The sequence below is a fragment of the Pseudaminobacter soli (ex Zhang et al. 2022) genome (assembly GCF_014595955.1).
Lineage (GTDB): Bacteria > Pseudomonadota > Alphaproteobacteria > Rhizobiales > Rhizobiaceae > Kumtagia > Kumtagia pseudosoli.
The window spans coordinates 121,542-142,487 of record NZ_JABVCF010000006.1; the positions used below are offsets into that span (position 1 = coordinate 121,542).

General features: G+C 65.0%; 17 protein-coding genes. 5 read left to right on the plus strand and 12 right to left on the minus strand.

Going from position 1 to position 20,946, the window contains the following annotated elements; all coding sequences use genetic code 11:
* Positions 1 to 69 precede the first annotated feature (69 nt).
* Entirely contained in the window at positions 70 to 1,017 is a 948-nt protein-coding gene (locus HUI96_RS12765) for a substrate-binding domain-containing protein (RefSeq protein WP_188255039.1), read from the minus strand.
* A gap of 329 nt (positions 1,018 to 1,346) precedes the next feature.
* On the opposite strand from HUI96_RS12765, the gene HUI96_RS12770 reads away from it, so the two are divergent.
* The 4 genes from HUI96_RS12770 (at position 1,347) to HUI96_RS12785 (ending at position 6,152) form a co-directional block, all read left to right on the plus strand.
* Positions 1,347 to 2,321, plus strand: coding sequence for a LysR family transcriptional regulator (locus tag HUI96_RS12770; RefSeq protein ID WP_188255040.1), 975 nt, complete (start codon positions 1,347 to 1,349; stop codon positions 2,319 to 2,321).
* A gap of 177 nt (positions 2,322 to 2,498) precedes the next feature.
* A complete protein-coding gene (locus HUI96_RS12775) occupies positions 2,499 to 3,665 on the plus strand; it encodes a CaiB/BaiF CoA transferase family protein (RefSeq protein WP_188255041.1) in 1,167 nt (388 codons plus the stop codon).
* Positions 3,662 to 4,993 carry an MmgE/PrpD family protein gene (locus tag HUI96_RS12780; protein WP_188255042.1) on the plus strand — a complete coding sequence of 444 codons (1,332 nt, stop codon included), beginning with the start codon at positions 3,662 to 3,664 and terminating at the stop codon, positions 4,991 to 4,993. Before HUI96_RS12775 ends, HUI96_RS12780 begins: the two co-directional genes overlap by 4 nt.
* 1 nt (position 4,994) lies before the next feature.
* Positions 4,995 to 6,152, plus strand: a complete 1,158-nt coding sequence (locus HUI96_RS12785) for an acyl-CoA dehydrogenase family protein (protein ID WP_188255043.1) — start codon at positions 4,995 to 4,997, stop codon at positions 6,150 to 6,152.
* 118 nt (positions 6,153 to 6,270) lie between these two features.
* On the opposite strand, the gene HUI96_RS12790 is transcribed toward HUI96_RS12785, so the two are convergent.
* The 11 genes from HUI96_RS12790 to HUI96_RS12840 all read right to left on the minus strand — a co-directional run bounded on the left by HUI96_RS12790 (position 6,271) and on the right by HUI96_RS12840 (position 19,975).
* Positions 6,271 to 7,782, minus strand: a complete 1,512-nt coding sequence (locus HUI96_RS12790) for a zinc-binding dehydrogenase (RefSeq protein WP_188255044.1) — start codon at positions 7,780 to 7,782, stop codon at positions 6,271 to 6,273.
* Between the two features lie 12 nt (positions 7,783 to 7,794).
* The gene (locus HUI96_RS12795; protein WP_188255045.1) at positions 7,795 to 8,232 is read right to left on the minus strand and encodes an SRPBCC family protein; all 438 of its coding nucleotides are present in this window, start codon (positions 8,230 to 8,232) and stop codon (positions 7,795 to 7,797) included.
* A gap of 30 nt (positions 8,233 to 8,262) precedes the next feature.
* Positions 8,263 to 10,458 carry a flotillin domain-containing protein gene (locus tag HUI96_RS12800; protein ID WP_188255046.1) on the minus strand — a complete coding sequence of 732 codons (2,196 nt, stop codon included), beginning with the start codon at positions 10,456 to 10,458 and terminating at the stop codon, positions 8,263 to 8,265.
* 90 nt (positions 10,459 to 10,548) lie between these two features.
* Positions 10,549 to 12,768, minus strand: a complete 2,220-nt coding sequence (locus HUI96_RS12805; protein WP_188255047.1) for an ABC transporter permease — start codon at positions 12,766 to 12,768, stop codon at positions 10,549 to 10,551.
* Complete coding sequence (locus tag HUI96_RS12810) at positions 12,761 to 13,537, minus strand: ABC transporter ATP-binding protein (protein WP_425299219.1); 777 nt, start codon at positions 13,535 to 13,537, stop codon at positions 12,761 to 12,763. The genes HUI96_RS12805 and HUI96_RS12810 overlap by 8 nt, the downstream gene beginning before the upstream one ends.
* Before the next feature lie 34 nt (positions 13,538 to 13,571).
* Entirely contained in the window at positions 13,572 to 14,816 is a 1,245-nt protein-coding gene (locus tag HUI96_RS12815; protein ID WP_188255049.1) for an ABC transporter substrate-binding protein, read from the minus strand.
* Between the two features lie 49 nt (positions 14,817 to 14,865).
* Positions 14,866 to 15,894: a branched-chain amino acid ABC transporter permease gene (locus tag HUI96_RS12820; protein ID WP_188255050.1), complete on the minus strand. Its 1,029-nt coding sequence runs from the start codon at positions 15,892 to 15,894 to the stop codon at positions 14,866 to 14,868.
* Positions 15,891 to 16,943, minus strand: a complete 1,053-nt coding sequence (locus HUI96_RS12825; RefSeq protein ID WP_188255051.1) for a branched-chain amino acid ABC transporter permease — start codon at positions 16,941 to 16,943, stop codon at positions 15,891 to 15,893. The genes HUI96_RS12820 and HUI96_RS12825 overlap by 4 nt, the downstream gene beginning before the upstream one ends.
* Positions 16,940 to 18,262 (minus strand): metal-dependent hydrolase family protein, encoded by a 1,323-nt coding sequence (locus HUI96_RS12830; RefSeq protein ID WP_188255052.1) that lies wholly within the window; start codon positions 18,260 to 18,262, stop codon positions 16,940 to 16,942. Before HUI96_RS12830 ends, HUI96_RS12825 begins: the two co-directional genes overlap by 4 nt.
* A 52-nt stretch (positions 18,263 to 18,314) precedes the next feature.
* On the minus strand, positions 18,315 to 19,100 hold the full coding sequence (locus HUI96_RS12835; protein WP_188255053.1) for an alpha/beta fold hydrolase: 786 nt from the start codon (positions 19,098 to 19,100) through the stop codon (positions 18,315 to 18,317).
* Positions 19,097 to 19,975 carry a fumarylacetoacetate hydrolase family protein gene (locus HUI96_RS12840; protein ID WP_188255054.1) on the minus strand — a complete coding sequence of 293 codons (879 nt, stop codon included), beginning with the start codon at positions 19,973 to 19,975 and terminating at the stop codon, positions 19,097 to 19,099. The genes HUI96_RS12835 and HUI96_RS12840 overlap by 4 nt, the downstream gene beginning before the upstream one ends.
* 253 nt (positions 19,976 to 20,228) lie before the next feature.
* On the opposite strand from HUI96_RS12840, the gene HUI96_RS12845 reads away from it, so the two are divergent.
* Entirely contained in the window at positions 20,229 to 20,900 is a 672-nt protein-coding gene (locus HUI96_RS12845; protein WP_188255055.1) for a FadR/GntR family transcriptional regulator, read from the plus strand.
* The last annotated feature ends 46 nt before the right edge of the window (positions 20,901 to 20,946 follow it).

The following is a 20,946-nucleotide window of genomic DNA, read 5'->3' on the forward strand; positions in this document are numbered from 1 at the left end:
TGCCCCTTTTCGGGCGACACGACCCGATAGAGTGGCGGGGCCGCGTCGGCCGCGGCCTCGCCTGCGATCCTACTTGACGCTGTCCTTCGTCAGGACGGCGATGCCGGTGTCGATGTATTTCGGCGTGTCGGCGCCGGTCGCCTTCTGCCACATCGTCAGCACGGACCAGTAGCCCTGCATTTCCGGCTTGGTCGAGGAGGAGCTGTCGGCGACGCCGTCCTTGATCAGTTGGATCATCTCCGGCAGGTCGTCGAGGCCGACGAGTTGGACCTGCCCGACCTTGCCGGCCTCCTTGATCGCCTGACCGATACCGATCGGGCCGGCAGCGTCGCTAGCGACCCAACCCTTGAGGTTCGGATTGGCCTGCATGATCGCGGCAGCCTGCTTCTGCGCCGTCTCGATGTCGTCATTGTCGATGCCGGTCGCAACGACCTTGATGTTCGGATGCTCGGCAAACAGCTTCTGGTGGCACTCGGCGCGGATGGCGTGGTTTGGAGCGGTCGGCACGCCCATCATGATGGCGACCTCGCCACCTTCATCGCCGAGCAACTCGACGAGTCGACGCGATGCGATCTTCGCCTGCTCGCAGAAATCGTTGCCGATGCTGGTCAACTCCATGCCTTCCGGCGGGACGGAGTCGAAGATGGTGACCGGGATCTGCTGGCCGACTGCCTCCTCCAGCGGAGCGCGGTTGCCGCTCGGGTCGAGCAGGTCGATCGCGATGCCATCCGGCCGTGTCGCGATCGAGCTTTCGAGGATTTGGTTCTGCTGTACGACGTCAGCCTGCTGCGGCGCGCTGTACTCGATCGTGACCTTGGAGCCTGTCTGCGCCTCGATCGCCTGGGCGGCAGCCTTGGCGCCGTTGTTCACCTTGTCGAACCACGGATGCACGACCTTCGGGATGATGACAAAGCGATAGCTGTCTTTCTTGATCGTGCCCGGCGCCGCGTCCTGCGCGAATGCCGCCGTCGAGGCGAGTAGTAGGCCGGCCACAGCCACCCGGAACAAGGTCTTCATAGGTCCTCCCAACATCGGGTTCGAGCTTCCATATGGCGGCGCCGGCCGATCTCCTCTCGGTCTAGCAACGCCGCTCAGCCCAACCGGTACATATGTATTTTGAGATTTACAAGAGGCTCAGGCCCGAGCTGCTACTTTGTGACACGAGGCCGCGCGATCTTCTGCCCTTGCCTCGTGCATCGTTGGAGAGGCTTGGATTTCAGGCTCGCCGAGGCCGAGCCATCACCAAGGAAAACGACACCACGTCAGATCCGACGCCCTACCGAATTGCTGACTTCGGTTGCGCCGGTATAATGTTTTTCTATGGGAGCGGCGCAAAGGGCGCTCCGATGGAGGAGCATGCGGTGGAGTCGCGGCAACTGCGATATTTCGCACAGGTCGTAGAGAGTGGCTCGTTCTCGAAGGCTGCGCTCGTCCTCCGTGTCGCCCAGCCGGCGCTCAGCCACCATGTCCGCCAGATGGAGCAGGAACTTGGCGTACCGCTGCTGTTCCGAGGTCCGCACGGCGTCCAGCCGACCGATGCCGGCAACCGACTTATGTTGCATGCCCGGCGGGTTCTGGCCGAGTTCGCCGAAATACCCGACAGCGTCAGGGGATTGCGCGCCCTGCCGCGCGGCGACGTCCGCTTCGGCCTTCCCGGAACCGTCAGCGAGATCCTCGCCGTACCGCTGATCGAGGCTGCCAAGGCGAAGTACCCGGATGTCCGCATCAGGGTGGTCGAGGCGATGAGCGGGTATATTTTGGACTGGCTGCGCAAGGGCGACATCGATCTTGCAATGATCTACTCGACCTCCGACCCTAGGGGGCTCGCCTACCATCTGGGCCTGTCGGAGGAGATCTGTCTGTTCGCCAGCGCTGACCTGGACGGCCGGCTGGCAACGGATCCGGGCGCCGTACGCTTCGCCGACATCGCCGATCTGCCAATGATCGTGCCCGGGCCAGGCCATGGCCTGCGCGAACTGATCGATTCCAGTGCAGCAGGTTCCGGGTTCGCCATCAGGCCGGCGATCGAGATCGATTCCTACAACCAGATCAAGAAGCTGGTCGAGCGCGGCATCGGCTACGGTATCCTTCCGCGAATGGCGATCGACCGCGAGGTTTCGGAGAACCGTTTCGTTGCCTGGCGTTTTGTCGAACCGCCTTTGACGCGCAAGGTCCACCTCGCCTACTCCACCGAACGCCCGCTGAATGCCGCACCGCGCGCCGTCGCCCAGCTCAGTTGGGAGATCCTCCGCCTGCTGGTCCGCGACAAGGTCTGGACTGCCAGACTCCCGGAGGGGCAGGCCGGTCTGGACCTGTTCTAGGCGTTTCTTGCCTCGGCTATTACACCCCGCGCACTTCCTGCCGCGCCGTCGATCGTCCCGCGGCGGACAGCCTGCGAGCTACAACACGACGCTATAGCCGCAATCCAGAAACGCTATTTGACCGCGCAAGGACACCGGTGTGTTGTGGCCAGCGAAAGATCGAAACAGGAGGATGCCATGGCGGGGCCACTTGAGGGCATTCTTGTCGTGGCGCTCGAGCAGGCGGTGGCCGCACCGTTTGCAAGTTCGCGCCTGGCTGATGCGGGCGCCCGCGTCATCAAGCTCGAGCGCAGCGAAGGCGACTTCGCACGCGGCTATGATGGATTCGTCCACGGCCAGTCGAGCTATTTCGTCTGGAACAACCGCGGCAAGGAATCCTGCACCGTCGACCTGAAGAAGCCGGACGACCTGGCCCTCGTCGAGCGCATGCTCGAACGCGCCGACGTGTTCATCCAGAACCTCGCGGCCGGCGCGACGCACCGCCTCGGAATAGGCAGCGCCGACCTGCGCCGCCGCTTCCCCCGCCTCATCGTCTGCGACATCGTCGGCTTCGCTTCAGGCACCCCGGACCACGACCGCAAGGCCTACGACCTGCTTATCCAGGCGGAGGCGGGACTGGCCGCCGTCACCGGTTCCGTCGCCTCCGGGGCAACCCGCGTCGGCATCTCGATCAGCGACATCTCCACCGGCCAGGCGGCCTATGCTGCAATCCTCCAGGCGCTCTACAGCCGCGAGCACAGCGTCGCCGGCAGCCATATTGAGCTATCGCTCTTCGACACCATCGCCGAGTACATGAACGTGCCGTATCTGGCGCGTCAGTACGGCGGCAGCGAGCCGCCGCGGCTTGGGCTCGCGCATCCGTCGATTGCTCCCTACGGCGTGTTCAGGGCGCGGGACGGAGAGATCCTGATCTCGATTCAGAACGAGCGGGAGTGGGCAACCTTTTGCGAAGGCGTCCTCGGCGATCCCGCGCTGTCGACGGACGCGCGCTTCGCGACGAACAAGGAGCGCTGCGCCAACCGCACAGCCCTGGACGACAAGGTGCAGCAGATCGTCGGCCCCCAGTCGGTCGCCGATCTGGTCGACCGGCTCGACCGGCTGCGCATCGCCTATGGCCGCGTGTCGACCATGGCCCAGCTTGCCGCTCACCGCAGCGTGGCGAAAGTTCCGGTCGAGACCCCGGCTGGTTCAGCCGACCTGATCGCACCGCCAACCATCGTCGACGGCCGACGCCCGACGCTCGGTCGCGTGCCCGCTCTAGGCGAGCACGATGCGGCCATCCGCGCGGAGTTTGCGCCGGTTGCGGTTTCGGGCCAAGCTCACGGAGAGGCGAACGCAACATGAGCCTCACAAGCGAACTGGTCTCCCTCATCCGCAACAAGCCGGTCGGGCAATCGGACCTCGAGGCGGCGGCGCTCTTCGTTCTCGACACGCTGGCCTGCGCTCTTGGCGGGCTCGACACCGGACCGGCACGCATGCTGCGCGCGGTAGCGCCACCGGAAACCGGCGACGTCGCCCGGCGCGCCTTCTATCTCGGCGGACTGTCGCACATCCTTGAAATGGACGATCTGCACCGAGATTCCGTCACCCATCCGGGGTGCGTGGTCATTCCCGCGGCCTGGGCCATCACGGACGACCGAAATCTCGGCGGCGTCGCCTTCCTCAAGGCCGTGCTTGCCGGCTACGAGGCGTGCTGCCGTGTCGGCATGTCGGTCGGCAAGGCGCACTACCGCGTCTGGCACAACACCTCCACCTGCGGCCCGTTCGGCTCGGCGATGGCGGTGGCCGACCTGATCGGCCTGTCGCATGAGCGGGCGGTCTGGGCGCTCGGCAATGCGGGCACCCAGTCGTCCGGCCTGTGGCAATTCCTGGAAAGCGGCTCGATGTCGAAACACCTGCACACGGCGCGCGGTGCCGAATCCGGGGTGCTCGCAGCCCTCCTCGCCGCGGAGGGATTCACCGGCGCCCCCGACATCCTCGAAGGCGCGAAGGGTTTCTATGCCGGGCTCTGCCCCGACCCCCTGCCGGACGCGATCACAGCCGATCCGGATCGGCCGTGGGAACTCACCAAGACGTCCATCAAGCCGTGGCCGTGCTGCCGCCACACCCACCCGACGATCGATGCCGCCATCGAGTTGCATGGCAGGCTCGGCAGAGCCGAGATCGTCAGCGTGACTGTCGGCGCCTACCAAGCCGCGCTCGACGTCTGCGACCGGCCGGCCCCTCAGGATCCATACAGCGCCAAGTTTTCGCTGCAGCACTGTGTTGCGATCGCGCTAGCCGACGGCCGCGTCGACCAGACAAGCTTCGACGCAACGGCGCGTGCCCGCATGGCCCCCGAACGTCGCAAGGTCACGGTGCTGCGCTCGCTGGCAGTTGACGGCGCCTATCCGCGCTCCTGGGGCACGGACGTTCGCGTCGAGACTGCAAACGGCCGCGTCCTGGAGGCAGCCCGGAAGGAAGCGAAGGGCGATCCCGAGAACCCGGTGACCGCGAGCGAGCTCTCCGCAAAGGCCAGGATGCTGCTTGCCGGCAGCGGCATGCCGAGCGCCGAGGCGGACCGGCTCGTCGCCGTCGTTCTCGATCTCCCGGGTGATCGGCCGGTCAGGAGCCTCGGCCTGTTCCCCGCCGCGCCGCACGGTGAACCACCCCTCCGCGCCAGGAGCGCCTGAGATGTTCGAACCGCAAGATCACGTCGAGATCCGCGAGGCGGTGCGCAAGCTCTGCGAGCGCTTCCCCGGCGAGTACTGGCGCACGCTCGATGCCGAGCGCGAGTATCCGGAGGAGTTCGTGCGGGCGCTGACAGAGGCCGGCTATCTCGCGACCCTCATCCCGGAGGACTACGGCGGCGCCGGGCTCACCCTGTCGGCTGCCGCGGCCGTACTCGAGGAGATCCAGCGTGCCGGCTGCAACGGCGCCGCCTGCCACGCGCAGATGTATGTCATGGGCACGGTGCTGCGTCACGGCAATGACGCGCAGAAGCAGAAATACCTGCCTGCCGTCGCCTCGGGCGAACTGCGCCTGCAGGCCTTCGGCGTCACCGAGCCGACGAGCGGCACCGATACGACGTCGCTGCGCACCTTCGCGCGCCGCGAGGGCGACCATTACGTCGTCAACGGGCAAAAGATCTGGACAAGCCGAGCCGAATATTCGGATCTCATGCTGCTCTTGGCGCGCACCACGCCTCGCGACCAGCTCACAAAGCGCACCGACGGTCTCTCCGTCTTCATTCTCGACATGCGCGAGGCGCTCGGCAACGGGCTCACCATCCGGCCGATCCGCACGATGATGAACCACTCCACCACGGAGGTGTTCTTCGACAATGTGCGCGTTCCGGCCGAAAACTTGGTCGGCGAGGAAGGCAAGGGTTTTCGCTACATCCTGTCGGGCATGAACGCGGAGCGCATCCTGATCGCCGCGGAATGCATCGGCGACGCCAAATGGCTGATCGAGAAGTCCGCGACCTACGCCAAGCAGCGCAACGTGTTCGGACGTCCGATCGGTGCCAACCAGGGTATCCAGTTCCCGATCGCGCGCGCCTACGCCAACATGCGCGCGGCCGAACTGATGGTGAAGGAGGCGGCGCGGCGCTACGAGGCGGGCGAGGACTGCGGCGCCGAGGCCAACATGGCCAAGATGCTCGCCGCGGACGCCTCGAACGAGGCCGCCAACGCAGCTATCCAGACCCATGGCGGCTTCGGCTTCGCGGAGGAGTACGACGTCGAGCGCAAGTTCCGCGAGACGCGCCTCTACCAGGTGGCGCCGATCTCGACCAACCTGATCCTGTCCTACCTGTCCGAGCACGTGCTCGGCATGCCGCGTTCCTATTAGGCGGACCGCATTGGAACACGGCAACGACCTGGGTTTCGCGAACTGATCGGTCGCAGGAGCGAGAGCGGGGATATTGTCACACCCCCGCCTACTCGCCGAGCCCTCCCCGCCTCGGCACTCACGCAACGAGGACGAGTGAACCGGTGCTTCGGCGGGATTCCAGATCGCGATGGGCGTCGGCGGCCTGCGCAAGCGGATAGCGACGCGGCGCATCGATCCGCACCACGCCCTGCCTTAGTGCCGTGAAGAAGCGGTTCATCTGAAGCGCAAGCTTGTCCGGCGTATCTGTGTAGTGGCCGTAGTTGGGGCGGGAGACCGTGATCGATTTTGACGAGAAGCGGCCGATGTCCCAGTTGCCGACCGGGCCGGACGCCTGGCCGAAACTGACGAGATGGCCGCGCACCCCGAGCGCGGCGAGCGAGCCGGCGAAGGTGTCGCTGCCGACCGCGTCATAGACGACGTCCGCGCCCCGTCCGCCGGTGATCTCCATCACCGCGTCGGCAAAAATCTCGCGGGAATAGACTACGACATGATGGGCGCCGAGGCGCTCTGCGAGACGCGCCTTATCGTCGCTGGAGACGGTCGCGATCACGGTCGCGCCGAGATGGCGTGCCCATTGCACCAGGATCTGGCCGATGCCGCCGGCCGCAGCGTGGACGAGGACTGTGCTTCCGGGCCTCACCGCATGGACGTCGTGAAGCAGGAAGCTCGCCGCGACGCCCTTGAGCAGCGCGCCTGCAGCGGTCTCGTCGGAGATGTCGTCGGGAAGGCGCACCAGCAGTTCCGGCGACATGTTGCGGCGCTCGCTATAGGCCCCAACCGGCGGGCAGGCATAGCCGACGCGTTCGCCCACCCTGAAGCCGGAGACACCCGGGCCTATGGCCTCTATGACGCCAGCCGCCTCCATGCCCGGCACGCCCGGCGGCGTGAGCAGGTCAAAATAGCCTGTGCGGCAATAGACGTCGATGAAGTTGACGCCGATAATCGTATGGCGGATGCGCAGCTCGCCGTAGCCGGGCTCAGGCAGCCCAATCTCGCGAAACTCCATCACCTCAGGCCCGCCATGGCGCGCTACCACGATGGCGCGGGTGTGATCTGAGCCGGTGGCGGAGATCGGTTCGAGCGGCCTTGATGCCGGCCGTGTTTCGATTGGAGTTGCGATCGGCCTTGCGGCGACCGGAGTCCGCGCCTGCCCTGCGGACAACAGTTTTCGAATGGCGGCGAAGCCGGCGCGATAGATATCCTCCGTCACCAGCCTAGTCAGTTCCTCGCGCCGGTTGGCAGGCGGCTGGAATTCCGAGCGCCATTCCCAGAAGGTTCGATTGCCGTCCGTTACCGGCTTCAGCCGGATCGATGCGACATAGCCCATCAGCGGCAGCGGCGCTTCGAGCAGGCAATAGGTCAGCCGAAAATCCGTGTCGGAGAGCGATAGAAGCTGCTCGCGCAACTCGCCTCCGTCCGCGAGACGAAAGCGCCGGACCGAACCGATAGCGTCCACAGGCTCGCCATTCTCGATGGCGCTTGAGGCAATAGCCGGATGCCAGCGGTCGTGCCCGTTGAAATCGCGCAGGACGCGCCAGACCTCGTCGATCGGCGCGTCGATGATCGTGCTCTGGCAGACCTTGACCATCCGTGGCAGACGTCAGCGCGCAAAGCGCTGTTTTAGCGCGCTGAACGCGGCCTGGAACACGCCGGACCCGATCTGCTGGACGAGGGCGGCCTCGCGCTCCGGCGCGCAGTCGAACTCAGCCTCCCATTCGCAGAAGGTGGAATTGCCGTCGGTGACGGGGGTCAGCGACAGCGTGGCGACATAGTTCTCTACCGCCATCGGACTTTCGAGGATCGAATAAGTGCAGGAAAGGTCGTAATCCGAGAGCGCCAGCAGCCGCTCACGAATGCGCCCGCCGTCCTTTAGCCGAAAGTTGCGGATGCAGCCGATCTGGTCGGGGCGTGCGTTCTGCTCGATCCGACTTTCCGCAACGAACGGCGCCCAGTTCGGCAGGCCGTCAAAATTGCGGACGAGTTTCCAGACCTCCGCCGCGGGCGCGTTGACCACCGTCGAAACATAGACTTTCGGCATCGGACTATTCCGTCATCCCCGCGCGCCGCATCAACGATCGCGATCGCGATCGTCGTCGTTTTCATCCTTGCCGTTCTTGGACTTGCCCTTCTTGTCGCGGGTCAGGCTGGAGATGTCCTTGGCGTCGCGCAGCACATCGGTCATGCGGCCGAGCGACCCGCCCTCGATGCCGATCTCCTTCATGAGGTTGTCGATCATCGGCGCCTGCACGCGGTAGCGCAGGGCGGAGTCGATCACCTCGTCGGTGACGTTGCGGTTGCCGCCCGAGCCGCCATTCACGCCGTCGACATGCAGGATCTTGATGCCATCGATCTTCTCCATCGGCTTGACGCTTTCGCGCACGATGCCTTCGAGACGCTCCAGGAGCTTGCCGCGCAGGCGGCCGGCGCGCGCCTCGTCCGACAGCAGGTTCTCCGCCTCGTTAAGCAGGCGATTGCCGGCGGCATCGACCTCGTAGCGCTGGGCGGCAGCGAGGGCCTGGATCTTCTCGGCCTCGGCAGCGGCGGTGGCCGCGATCTTCTGCGCCTCGGCAAGGCTCTGGGCGGCCCGCATCTCGGCTTCGGCCGCAGCCGTCACCCGAAGCGCCTCGCGCTCGGCCTCGCGCGCAGCGGCGATCAGGTCGGTCAGCTTGCGACGCTCGGCGATCTCCCTCTCGCGAGCGGTCAAAGCCTGCTCCTCGGCCTGGATGGCCTTGGCGCGCACGGCCTCAGCAGTGGCGATTGCCGCCGAGCGCTCCTGCGTCTTCTTGGCGATGTCGATGGCCTTCTGGATCTCGGCGATCTCCACCTTCTGGTCGCGATCGACGGCAAGCTGGCGCAGGTCGCGCTCCTTGACGAGCTTGGCCTCCTCGATGCCGCGCTCGGTGGCGATGCGGGCCCGCTCCACCTCCTCGGCAGCCGCGATTTCGGCCTCCTCGAAGGCCTGGCGCTTGGCGATCTGCAGCGCTTCGCGGTGCCGCTCGCGTTCGAGCCTGAGCTGGTCGAGAGCGCGTTCCTGGGCGATCCGCTCGGCTTCGGTCTGTTGGTTGGCGACGATCTCGCCGCGGCGCTTCTCTGCCTCAGCTTTGGTCACGTCGAGTGCCTTCTCGGCAAGCGCGATCTGGCGTTCCAGCTCGACCAGCTCCAGCGCCTTCTTGCGTTCGATCTCGAGCTGGCTCTGGGCGCGCTCGCGCTCGATGCGGGCCGTTTCGAGCGACAGCTCCAGCGCGATCTGCTCGCGCTCGGTCATCTCGCGCATCTTGAGCTCGGCTTCGTCCAAAGCGCGTCGGCGCGCGATCTCGCGGCGCTGGGTCTCTTCTTCGCTGCGTATGCGCTCTTCGGTGATGCTTCGCTCCTGCGCAAGGCGCGACTTCTCCACCGCCTCGCGCGCCAGAAGCTGCGCCTGCTCGGCCTCCTGGTCGCGCACCGCTCGCTCGCGGGCCATCTCGGCGCGCTGCGCGGCGCGGCGGATCTCCACCTCTCGCTCCTGCTCCAGCCGCGCATATTCGGTCTCGCGATCGATCTCCAGAACCTTGCGCTGCGTGTCGAGGTTCTGGTTGCGGATGTCGACCAGCGTGCGCTGCTCGATCTCGTTGCGCATGCGGCGCCGCGTCTCGATGGATTCGATCAGCTGCGTCAGGCCCTCGGCGTCGAAGGCATTCGAGGGGTCGAAGAATTCGAGGCTGGTCTGGTCGAGATCGACGATGGCCACGCTTTCCAGTTCCAGGCCATTCGCCGCCAGCGACTCGGCTGCCATTTCCCGCACCTTGGAAGCATAGTCACGGCGCAACTCGTGCATCTCTTCGAGCGTCATCTGGGCAGCAACCGTGCGCATGGCGGCGGCGAACTTGCCTTCCAGAAGCTCTCTCAGGCCGCCCTCCTGCATGGTGCGCCGGCCGAGCGTCTGGGCGGCAGCCGCGACTAGGCCGCGGCTGGCGCCGACGCGCACGAAGAACTCGGCGATCAGGTCGACGCGCATGCGGTTCTTGGTGATCAGCGCGCCCTCGTTCTCGCGCCGCACCTCGATGCGCATGACGTTCATGTTCACTGGGGTGATCTCGTGCAGCACCGGGATGACGAAGGCGCCGCCATTCACCACCACCTTCTCGCCGAGGAAGCCGGTGCGCACGAAAGCCGTCTCCTTGGTCGAGCGCCGGTAGAGCCATCTCAGAATGTAGACGGCCACCACGACGGCGATGACGAAAATGATCAGCCACACCAGCAAAGTGCCAAAGGTCTGCGCGGCCATGTCCTCTCCTCCCCGGATAGTCTGCGGTCAGCCGAAGGCGACCGACTTCTAATTCTTCGTCTGCCCGGTCCGGGCCTGTTCCCTGGGCATCTACGCCCGTCTCTGAAGTTTTGGCATCGTCGCCTGGAATGCCTCGACAACGGCATCCACGAAGGCTTCATCGTTGATGTTGGCGCGCACGCGCTGGACGCGGCGCTGCGGCGACTGGCGCACTGTGCGCTCAATCGCCTCGAAGAGCGCATTGTCGGCCTCCGGGTCGTGGAACGCAGCGCCAGGGGCATCGAGCATCGATACCCCGCCTTCAGGCAGCAGGAAGCGCACCGGCCCGTTCATCTGGTTCAGCCGAGCGCCGATCCACTCACCGAAGGCGCGGTTCTCGTCGCGCGTGGTTCGCATCAGCGTCACGTTCGGATTGTGGACGACGAACTTGCGGCTCCTGAACTTTTCGGGGACACTTTCACGCGGCCCGAAATTGACCATATCGAGCGCACCGACCGAGCCCACATAAGGCAGGCTCGTGCGGATCGCCGCGCCGAACCGGTCCTGGTCGGACGGGAACACGCCACCGACGATCATGTCGGCGACCTCGGTGGTGGTCAGGTCGAGGAAGCCGGCCAGCAAGCGTGAATCGCCCAGGCTCTCCATGGCCCGCCCGCCGATGCCGGTGGCATGGAAGACGAGGCAGTCGTAGTCGGCCTCGAGCCGTTTCGTCACCGCCTGAACGGCAGGCGTGGTGACGCCGAACATGGTTATACCGACGGCCGGGCGCGCGAGCTTGCGCTTGGCTTCCCAGGCCTGCGCGTCCGGCAGTTGCGCCACCATGCCGGCCACGGCGTGCGCCGCATTGCCGAGCACCTGCTCGGTGATCGAATTCAGTCCCTGCACGTCGGCGACCGAATGGAACATCATGATGTCGGCCCCCCCTACATATTTGGCGACATCGCCGGCCGCGACCGTCGAGACCATCACCTTCGGGATGCCGACCGGCAGGACACGCATGCCGGCCGTGGCGAGCGTCGTGCCGCCCGAGCCACCAGCCGAGATGATACCGCCAAGACGTGGCTCGCGCTCGACCCAGCGGGCGAAGGCTTCGGCCATGGCCGCGACCGACCTGCCGCGATCGCCCGACATGACCTCCGACGCTCCGAGCGGATGCATGCTCGCCACCTGGATGGCCGGCACATCCACGCTGGACGGCTTGCCCGAGGTCGAGAGGTCGACGGTGCGGGTCGGGATGCCGAGCGACTTCAGCCGGTCGGCGATGAAGCGCAACTCCTTGCCCTTTGTGTCGAAGGTGCCGGCCACCAGCACGGTCCGCCCGATCCGCTCGGAGAAAGGAATAGCAAAGACCTTCTTGAGGTCGTTCTGCGGCACAGCCTTGTCGACCGCGGCCTGCCGCATGGCCGTAACCGGCACGTTCCAGCGGTTGGGCAGTTGGGTCACGGGGCGATAGACGCCGTCGACCGGCTGGTCGCCCTGTCCGGCTTCGCTGCCGCCGCGTTCGATGCGGTAGACTTCGGCGAGCTGCTCCATGGCCTCCGCGGCAGCCGCCGGCGTGACGACCTCATCCTCGGAATGGCGGCCGACGCCGAGCAGCCGCTGCTGCAGGTCGCGGTCTGCGGCCAGCTCCTTGGCGTCCATGATGCGGTTGATACGGCCGTTGACCATGATCGCGATGCTGTCCGAGACCGCAGTCGCGACGCCGATGTTCTGCTCGATGACGAGGATCGCCATCTCGCCTTCGTGGGCGAGCGTGACCAGCATCTGCTCGACCTGTTGGACGATGACGGGCGCCAGGCCCTCGGTCGGCTCGTCCATGACCAACAGCTTCGGATCGCTCAGCAGTGCCCGCGAAATCGCCAGCATCTGCTGCTCGCCGCCGGAAAGCTGCGAGCCGCCATTGCTCCGGCGCTCCGCCAGCCGTGGGAACGTCTGATACACTCTCTCAACGGTCCAACTCGCGTCGCGGCGGCTGCCGGCTGCAAGGCGAAGGTGCTCGTCCACGCTCAGGCTCGGCCACACGCGCCGGCCCTGCGGCACATAGCCGACGCCGAGCCGGTGGATCTCGTGCGGCTCTAGCGAAGAAATCTCGCGGCCGTTCACGCGGATCGAGCCGGAGCCCGCGCGCTTCAATCCCGCAATCGTGTTGCAGAGCGTCGTCTTGCCCATGCCGTTGCGGCCGACGATCGACAGCACGCCGCTTTCGAGCGTCAGCGACACGCCCTGGAGGGCATGGCTTTCGCCATAATAGACCTGCAGGTCGTCGATTCGCAGTACGGCTTTGCCGAAAGAGGTGGGGCGCTCAGCCATGCTTGCCCCCGAGATAGATCTCCTGCACCTCCGGGTCGGCTTCGATTTCCTGTGGCGTGCCCTCCTTGAACAGCCTGCCATTGTGCATCATCGACACATGCTCGGAGACACGCAGCGCGACATCGAGATCGTGCTCGATGATGATGTAGCCGATGTGCTTCGGCAGCGCATTGAGGATGGCGACGAGATCGCGCCGCTCTGTAGGCGACAGGCCCGCGGCCGGCTCGTCGAACAGGATGAAGCGCGGCGCACCCGCAAGCGCCAGAGCGATCTCGAGCTGTCGCTGCTGGCCATGGGACAGCGTTGCGACAAGCGCGTCGCGGTCGCCCTCGAGATGCACGGCGTTCAGGATCGATTCCGCCTGGACCATGTTCACGTCGCCACTCGTGGGGCGGAGCACCGAGAAGCGCCGGCGCGACACGCCGCGGCAGGCCAGGAAGATCGAGTCGAGTACGGAGAGCCCCTTGAAGAGCTGCGAGATCTGGTAGGTGCGGCGCAGTCCGCGCCGGATCCGCTCATGCGGCGGCAGGTCGGTGATGTCCTCGCCGAAGAAGCGGATGCGCCCGGCGGTCGGCAGGAAGTCGCCGGTGATGGCATTGAACAGGGTCGTCTTGCCGGCGCCGTTGGAGCCGAGGACCGCGCGCCGTTCGCCGGCCGCGATCCTCATATTGATGCCCGAAAGGGCCACCAGCGCACCGAAATGGCGTGCAATGCCCTCCAGTTCCAGCGCGTATGCGCCGGAGCCTTGCAGGCGGGATGCCACGGACACTTCGGACACCGGTAATTGCCTTACGCTTCGGTCGTTACGGGCAGGATGGGTTGTCGCGGCCGACGACGCCGAGTTTCAGGAACTCCTCCTCCGGGATCCCGAGCGTCTGATTGACCTGCGGCACAACCTTCACAAGCTTGTTGTAGAGATTACCGTCGGAGCCTTCCGCCACTTCCGTCAGGTAGATGTCGGCGATCGCGTTGCGGTTCTTGTCCAGCGAGACCTTGCCGGTCGGCGTGTCGAAGGAGAGCTTCGACAGCGCCTCGCGCAGCTTGGCGCCGCCATCGGAGACATCCGCTCCCACCTGCTCCAGCGCCAGCAGCGTCGCCTTCATGTCGACATAGTAGCCATGGGCGAAGAGCGACGGCGACGGGAACGCGTTGGGCTGCTTCTTGTAGGCCTCGACGAACGCCTTCCACTCCGGCGCGTCGTTGGTGTCGGCGACCGGGCCAGCAGACGGGGTACCGATCACAACTTCGCGAATCTTGCCCTTCGATGTGAGCACGGTCTGGTCGACGGTGATGGAGCCGCCGATCAGCGGCGCGCTGCCGCCGGCCTGCTGGTACTGCGTCAGGAAGTTCACGCCGTCCGCACCGCCGAGCGCGACATAGATGGCGTCGACGTCATCGGGGATCGCCGCGATGACCGAGGAATAATCCTTGTTGCCGATCGGCACCCACGACTTGGACGGCACCGTGCCGCCTGCCTTGCAGAACTCGGCCATGAAGCCGAAGACCTGGGTGTAGGGGAACGAGTAGTCCTCGGCGACGGTCGCGACCTTCTTGTAGCCCTTCTCGTTGTAGGCATAGGTGCCGAGTCCGGCCATCCACTGGGCGCCGTCGGTGGAGAAGCGGAAGAAGTTTTCCGCCGGGTCGCGCAGGGTCGTGTCCTGCGCAGCCGAGGTGCCATTGATGAAGGTCACGTCCGGCTGCGTCTTGGCGTAGTCCTTGACCGCAATGCCCTCGTCGCCAGAGAGCGGGCCGACCAGCACCTTCACGCCATCCTGCTCGACCAGCTTGCGCGCGGCGCGCACGGCGCTGTCGGGCGAGGCGTCGGACGAACCCTTGACGATCTCGATCTTCTTGCCTGCCACCGTGCCGCCCACCTCTTCGATGGCCGTCATGGCGCCGCGCTCGCCGTCTTCGCCGAGCACCGTGAAGGGGCCCTCGAAAGTCGCGAGAAGACCGATCTTGATCGAATCTTCCGCAAACGCGAGCGACGGAGCGGTGAGCCCGGTGGCAACCGCCAGCGCCAGAAGTGCCCGCCTGTGTATCCTCATGATTTCTTCCTCCCTGTCATCAATGGACCAAACTGAAGCCGCCCTGCCCTCATCTGAGCGAGCGCAAGGATTCCTGGGCCAGATGTGGTTTGATCCTCCCCCACAACCCAAGAAGACCGTCCGGCGACACGAAAACGATCACCAGAAAGAACAGGCCGATCAGCGTGTTGAACCGCTCGGCGCCGACGATGTCGATGGCGAAAGTCTGCATCAGCACCACCACGATCGCGCCCAGGAACGGCCCGATCGGATGGCGCATGCCGCCGATCACGGCGATGATCAGAACGTTGATGGCGGCTGCGACATTGATGGTGCCGGGCGAGATGCGACCGTTGAACCAGACCAGCAGGACGCCGGCGAGGCCGGCGATGACGCCGGCATAGAAATAGGCGACCACCTTGTGGGCGGTGACGTTGAAGCCCAGCGCCCGCATGCGGCGCGGGTTGTCGCGGACGGCCTGCAGCGTCAGCCCGTAGGTCGAGCGCGAGCCGTAGAGCACGGCCGCATAGGTGACGACCGCAAAGCCGAGGCAGAGATAGTAGAAAGGCAGCGGATCGCGCCAGGCGACACCCCAGAACTCCGGCGCGCGGATGCCGGTATAGCCGGGGAAGCCGTTGAACAGCGAATAGTTCTGCTGGGTGAAGTAGAAGAAGGCCGTCGCGATCGCGAGGGTGATCATGATCGTGTAGATGCCTTCGGTGCGGTTCGAGATGAGCCCGATCAGCGCCGAGGCGACTGCCCCGATGAGCGTCGCAAACGGCACCACGATCCAGAACGGCCAGCCGAAGCCGTGCACGCCGGAATTGTTGAGCCCGAACACCGCCACCGTATAGCCGGCGATGCCTGCCACAGAGATCTGCGCCAGGCTGACCATGCCGCCATAGCCCGCAAGCAGCATCAGCGACAGCGCGATCATGCCGAGGATGAGCGAATAGGCCCCTATCTGCGCCAGGAAGAAGTTCGACGCGACCGCCGGATAGAGGACCAGCAGCACCAGCAGCACGATGTTGCCCGCACCGATCTTCTCGATGACCGTTCCGGCGGAAACCGGCTGCTCGGTCGAGGCAAGGACCGTCATCGCGCCTTCCCCATGATGCCCTGGGGACGCACCGCCAGCACCACCACCATGATGACGAAGGTGAGCACGATACCGTAGGTCGGGAAATAGACGAGGCCGATCTGCTCGGCGAGACCGATGAGAAGCGCGCCGATTGCCGCGCCGGTGATGGAACCCATGCCGCCGACGATCACCACAACCAGCGAGGCGAGCAGGTATCGCACGTCCTCGCCCGGCGCCACCGACAGCGCCGAGCCGCCGACCACGCCGGCAAATCCGGCCAGGCCGGCGCCGATCGCGAAGACGATGGCAAAGACCGCATGCACGTTCACGCCGGAAGCCGAGAGCATGGCGCGATCGTCCACGCCGGCTCGGATCATCATGCCGACGCGGGTGCGGTTGAGCATCAGCCACAGCCCGATGCCGATCACGATCGCAACAGCCAGCACCACCAGTCGATAGAACGGATACCGCATGAAGACGGCTTCGCCGTTGGACTTCACGGCTGTCACGATCGGCATCGCCACCGCGCCGTCGAGCCAGGCGGGCGTGACGATCTGGTAGGTCGTGCCGGTCCAGACGGCAAGCATCAGGTCGGCTGCGACGATCGAAATGCCGATGGTGACCAGCGTCTGGCGCAGGTCGTCGCCCTCGAGCCGCCTAAACACGAAGACCTGCATGACCAGCCCGATCAGCGCCAGCACGATGAAGCCGGCCGCGACGCCGAGCAGCCAGTAGCCGGTGCGACTGGCCACCTCGTAGCCGATATAGGCGCCTAGCAGGTAAAGCGATCCGTGCGCCAGATTGACGTTGCGCATCAGGCCGAAGACCAGGGTGAAGCCGCTCGCCACCAGGAAGTAGAGGCCGGCCAGCGTCACACCGTTGAAGACGGCGCTGACGAAGGCCTTCTTGGAGATCAGGACCGCATTCAGCCAGTCCGGCCAGACGGCGAGGAACAGCCAGGCAAGCACGGCAGCCACGAGCAGCCAGAACAGGCCCCAGGCCTGCCGCCTCGTGATGCCTCCGCTCGACAGGTCGGCGGAAGTGCCTGGCCGTTCGAGAGCGCTCATGCAGTCAGCCGCCGGCGCTGCTCGTTCATGCGCGGCGCCTTGTGGAACTTGCCGTCCTTCATGATGGCAAGGATGCGATTCTTGTCCTGCAGGATCCGAACGTCGGAGACCGGATCGCCGTCGATGAGGAGCAGGTCGGCGAGAAAGCCTTCCTTGATCATGCCGAGCTCGTCGCCCATTTCCATGATCTGGCCGCCATACTTCGTGGCCGCCTGGATCGCTTCCATGGGCGAGAAGCCGAGCAAATCGACGAAGGTCTGGATGTCCTTGGCGTTGGTGCCCTGCGGCGTCCAGGCGAAGCCATAGTCGCCGCCGATGCAGATGCGGATGCCCCGCCGGTGCATCTTCTTCATCGTATCGATGCACATCTCGAGCTCGCGCTCATATTCCATCGAAAGCGCCGAGCCGGGTTTGATGCCCCACTGTTCGGCGTAACGCGCGGTGTTGATGAGCCAGGCGATGCCGGGTGCGACGAAGTGCTTGTCTTTCACGGCCTCCAGCATGTCGAGCGCCTCCTCGTCGGCAAACGAGGCGTGATAGATGTTGCGGATGCCATGGCGGATGCACTGCTTGACCGAGTTGGACGAGCGGGCATGCGCGGACACCACCTTGTTGCGGCACCTAGCCTCGGAGACGGCCATCGCCACCTCCTCTTCCGACATTGGCGTCTCCTCGGCTCCCATGCCGGTGATCGCCTCGCCGGAGAGGTTCAGCTTGATGGAGTCGACACCGTACTTGATGAGCGTGCGCACCGTGCGCCGCACTTCCTCCGGACCCGACACGACGATGCCGAGGTTGAGGCCAGGATGCGGGATGTGCGACGGCGCGGAGTCGCCGAGCCCGCCGACGGTGGTGATCTCCGGGCCGGCTGCCGTATAGCGCGGACCGGGGAAGCGGCCCTGGTTGATGAACTTCTTGGCGACAACGTCGAGGCGCGGCTTGGCGGCGGCAGCGCCGCGGCCGGCCGTGAAGCCCGCGTCGAGCACGATCTTGGCCATCTCCATGGTGACGAGCATGTGCTCCTCGACCTCCATGAAATTGATGGGGTCGACACCTGGCGCATTGTTCCAGGAAAGGTGGAGGTGCGCGTCAATCATGCCGGGCATAAGCGTCGCACCCATGCCGTCGATCACGGTCGTTCCGCCATAGGTGCTCGACGACGTGCCGAAACGCGACGAGCCCCTGGTGATCTGCTTGATGCGATTGCCCTGGATCAGGACTTCGCCGGTATAGGGATAGTCGCCGGTGGCATCGAGGATGCGCACATTGGTGAACAGCGTGCCACCTGAGCCGTTTCCGCTCCAGCTATCGTCTGCCATCTCTTCCTCCCAAAGTGGCAAGGGCGGTTTCCCGCGCCGGTGTCCTTCGTCCTCAGGTCACCCGGTCCGCGCGCCTCAAGAATTCAGTCAGTTTCTGATTGCATTCGCGCGGATGCTCGATGGTAGCCCAATGGCCGCATCTGTCTATCGAAGACAGCACCGCGCCCTTGATCTTGTCGGCCATCGCCTGCGCCACGCTCAGCGGATTGACGACATCCGCGTCGCCCGTGACCAGCAGCGTCGGCGCACTGATCCGGCGCAAATCGACGGCGCTTGCCTTCGCCAGTGCCTCGCAGGTCCGGGCATAGGATTCCGGATCTTGCCGCGTGATCGACTCCCGAACGAAGGCAACGGCAGCCGGCGAGTTCTCCCGCGTATGAGCGGAAATCGCATTGGCGACGATCTGGTCGGCAATGTCGGACATGCTACCGGAGCGGGCGAGCTTGGTGCGGGCGGCGAGACCGGTCCTCGTCGCATCCGCCGGTTCGGCGAGCGCACCGAACAGGCAAAGCGAAGCGACCAGTTGCGGCTCCCTTGCCGCAATCTGCTGGCAGACGATCGTACCCATCGAGTGACCGACGAAATGCGCCCGGGTCACCCCTACCCCGTCCATGGCGCGGATCACCGCATCGCTCATCATCTCTATGGTGAGCGGATCGAGCGGGCGCGGCGAACGGCCGGAGCCGGGAAGGTCGATGCGGATGACGCGATAGCCGGACAGCGCCTGCATCTGCGGCTGGAACATGTTGGAGGTTCCGCCGAGGCCGTGGATCATCACGACCGGAAAACCCTCTCCCGTCACCTCGACGACGGTCTGGCCGACCGTGACCGTGGTCATTGCGCCCGCTCCGAAACGCGGTTCTCGAGCGCGCCGATGCCGTCGATCTCGACGCGGACCACATCGCCAGCCTTCAGATATTTCGGTGGATCGAAGCCGATGCCGACGCCAGCCGGCGTGCCCGTCGCGATGATGTCGCCGGGCTTCAGCGTGATGCCCTGCGAAAGCGTCGAGATGATCGTCGGGATGTCGAAGATCAGCAGCGAGATCTTGGAGTTCTGCCGCATGTCGCCGTTGACGAAGCAGCGTATGCCGGCCGTTTCGAGGTCGAACTCGTCCTTGGTCACCGCCCAGGGGCCCATCGGGCAGAACGTATCCTGGGACTTGCCGATCAGCCACTGGCTGTACTTTCCCTGGAGGTCGCGCGCCGTCACGTCGTTGACGATGGTGTAGCCCCACACATGGTCCAGCGCGCTTTCCTTGGAAATGCCGCGCCCTTCCTTCCCGATGATGACGGCAAGCTCAGCCTCGTAGTCGATTGCGGAGGAGACATTCGTGTCGATCAGCACCTTGGAATGAGTGGCGACAACCGACTCCGGAACCTTCGAGAATATAATTGGATTCTTCGGTACCGCACCGGCGGCTGCACTGGAATCGAAGCCGCTACGCGCGAACTCATGCGCGTGCTCGTAGTAGTTCTTGCCGACGCAGAAGATGTTGCGGCGCGGCCGCGGTATCGGCGCCTCGAGTTCGACGTTTGACAGCGGCATGGGTGAAAGCGTTCGCGGCAGACCTGCACCGTTTCGCTCTATCAGCGCGAGGACGCCACTTTCCGCACGCTCGACGGGTAGATCAAAGGGGGCGATCGTCTCAGCTTCGGCATCGATGAGGCCTACGCGGCGCTCGCCCGCGATTGAAAATGTCGCAACCCTCATGCGCCTCCCCTCCTTGAGCCATTATTGAACCAATTTGGCTTCTTTCTGCTACGCTAACGTTGGATGGTTCAGGACGCAAGCGGATTCTGGAGGTCGCCGGACGGACAAATTCCGTGACAGTCCCGGAGAACGTTGCTGAATTGAGTACTTACGCAGTCTTTCTTTGGTTCACTCGATGAATATTTACTGTGGACGTTGACGCCCGCTGGCACTATGAATGGCTCACAATCGGATCACATAAGAGGCTGCTGCCATGCCACGGCTCGTCGCCGCCGATATCGTAATCGAACTCAGGAAGCGGATTTCCTCGGGCGAATGGGCAGAAAATGGCCGCATCCCGCCGGAGCGCGACCTGGCCGACGAGTTCGGCGTCGCCCGCAATACGGTACGCCGCGCAGTCGGTCTCCTCGAACAGGACGGAACCCTGGTGCGGCATGTCGGCCGCGGCACATTCCTGGCCACGGTCGACCCCAACTCTCTTGGCGCCGTGGTCGCCCGCATGGAGGGAACCAGCCCAGCCGACATGATGGAGATCCGAAAACTCCTGGAGCCCGCCGCCGCCTCGTTCGCGGCCACCAATGCAAGCACCAGCGAGCTCAACTCGGTGCGCGAAGCTCACGAGACGGCCTGCGACAGCACCGACATGCCGGTCTTCGAGCATTGGGACGCGGAGTTCCACCACCGCGTCTTCGCCTGTTCACGAAACGATTTCCTGAAGGAAATCCATAATCTGATGCGTATTCTGCGGAACCAGTCGCCCTGGTTCGAGATGAAGAAGCGTTCCTTCTCCGAAGAGCGCCGTGTGACCTATTGCGGGGAGCATCAAGCGATCCTCGACGCACTGATGCAGCGCGATCCCGATGCGGCGCGGCAAGCCATGCTGATCCATCTGCAGACCGTAGAACGCAATCTCCTGGGCAGATAGCTGTCACCAAGACTGGTGTCGGATATCAGATCGGTTCGGTAGCGCA

Coding starts and splice junctions, on each gene's coding strand:
- HUI96_RS12805 (WP_188255047.1), bottom strand. CDS start 12,768: ATGGCTGAGCGCCCCACCTCTTTCGGCAAAGCCGTACTGCGAATCGAC.
- HUI96_RS12800 (WP_188255046.1), bottom strand. CDS start 10,458: ATGGCCGCGCAGACCTTTGGCACTTTGCTGGTGTGGCTGATCATTTTC.
- HUI96_RS12815 (WP_188255049.1), bottom strand. CDS start 14,816: ATGAGGATACACAGGCGGGCACTTCTGGCGCTGGCGGTTGCCACCGGG.
- HUI96_RS12785 (WP_188255043.1), top strand. CDS start 4,995: ATGTTCGAACCGCAAGATCACGTCGAGATCCGCGAGGCGGTGCGCAAG.
- HUI96_RS12775 (WP_188255041.1), top strand. CDS start 2,499: ATGGCGGGGCCACTTGAGGGCATTCTTGTCGTGGCGCTCGAGCAGGCG.
- HUI96_RS12790 (WP_188255044.1), bottom strand. CDS start 7,782: ATGGTCAAGGTCTGCCAGAGCACGATCATCGACGCGCCGATCGACGAG.
- HUI96_RS12835 (WP_188255053.1), bottom strand. CDS start 19,100: ATGACCACGGTCACGGTCGGCCAGACCGTCGTCGAGGTGACGGGAGAG.
- HUI96_RS12845 (WP_188255055.1), top strand. CDS start 20,229: ATGCCACGGCTCGTCGCCGCCGATATCGTAATCGAACTCAGGAAGCGG.
- HUI96_RS12770 (WP_188255040.1), top strand. CDS start 1,347: ATGGAGGAGCATGCGGTGGAGTCGCGGCAACTGCGATATTTCGCACAG.
- HUI96_RS12795 (WP_188255045.1), bottom strand. CDS start 8,232: ATGCCGAAAGTCTATGTTTCGACGGTGGTCAACGCGCCCGCGGCGGAG.
- HUI96_RS12825 (WP_188255051.1), bottom strand. CDS start 16,943: ATGAGCGCTCTCGAACGGCCAGGCACTTCCGCCGACCTGTCGAGCGGA.
- HUI96_RS12780 (WP_188255042.1), top strand. CDS start 3,662: ATGAGCCTCACAAGCGAACTGGTCTCCCTCATCCGCAACAAGCCGGTC.
- HUI96_RS12840 (WP_188255054.1), bottom strand. CDS start 19,975: ATGAGGGTTGCGACATTTTCAATCGCGGGCGAGCGCCGCGTAGGCCTC.
- HUI96_RS12820 (WP_188255050.1), bottom strand. CDS start 15,894: ATGACGGTCCTTGCCTCGACCGAGCAGCCGGTTTCCGCCGGAACGGTC.
- HUI96_RS12765 (WP_188255039.1), bottom strand. CDS start 1,017: ATGAAGACCTTGTTCCGGGTGGCTGTGGCCGGCCTACTACTCGCCTCG.
- HUI96_RS12830 (WP_188255052.1), bottom strand. CDS start 18,262: ATGGCAGACGATAGCTGGAGCGGAAACGGCTCAGGTGGCACGCTGTTC.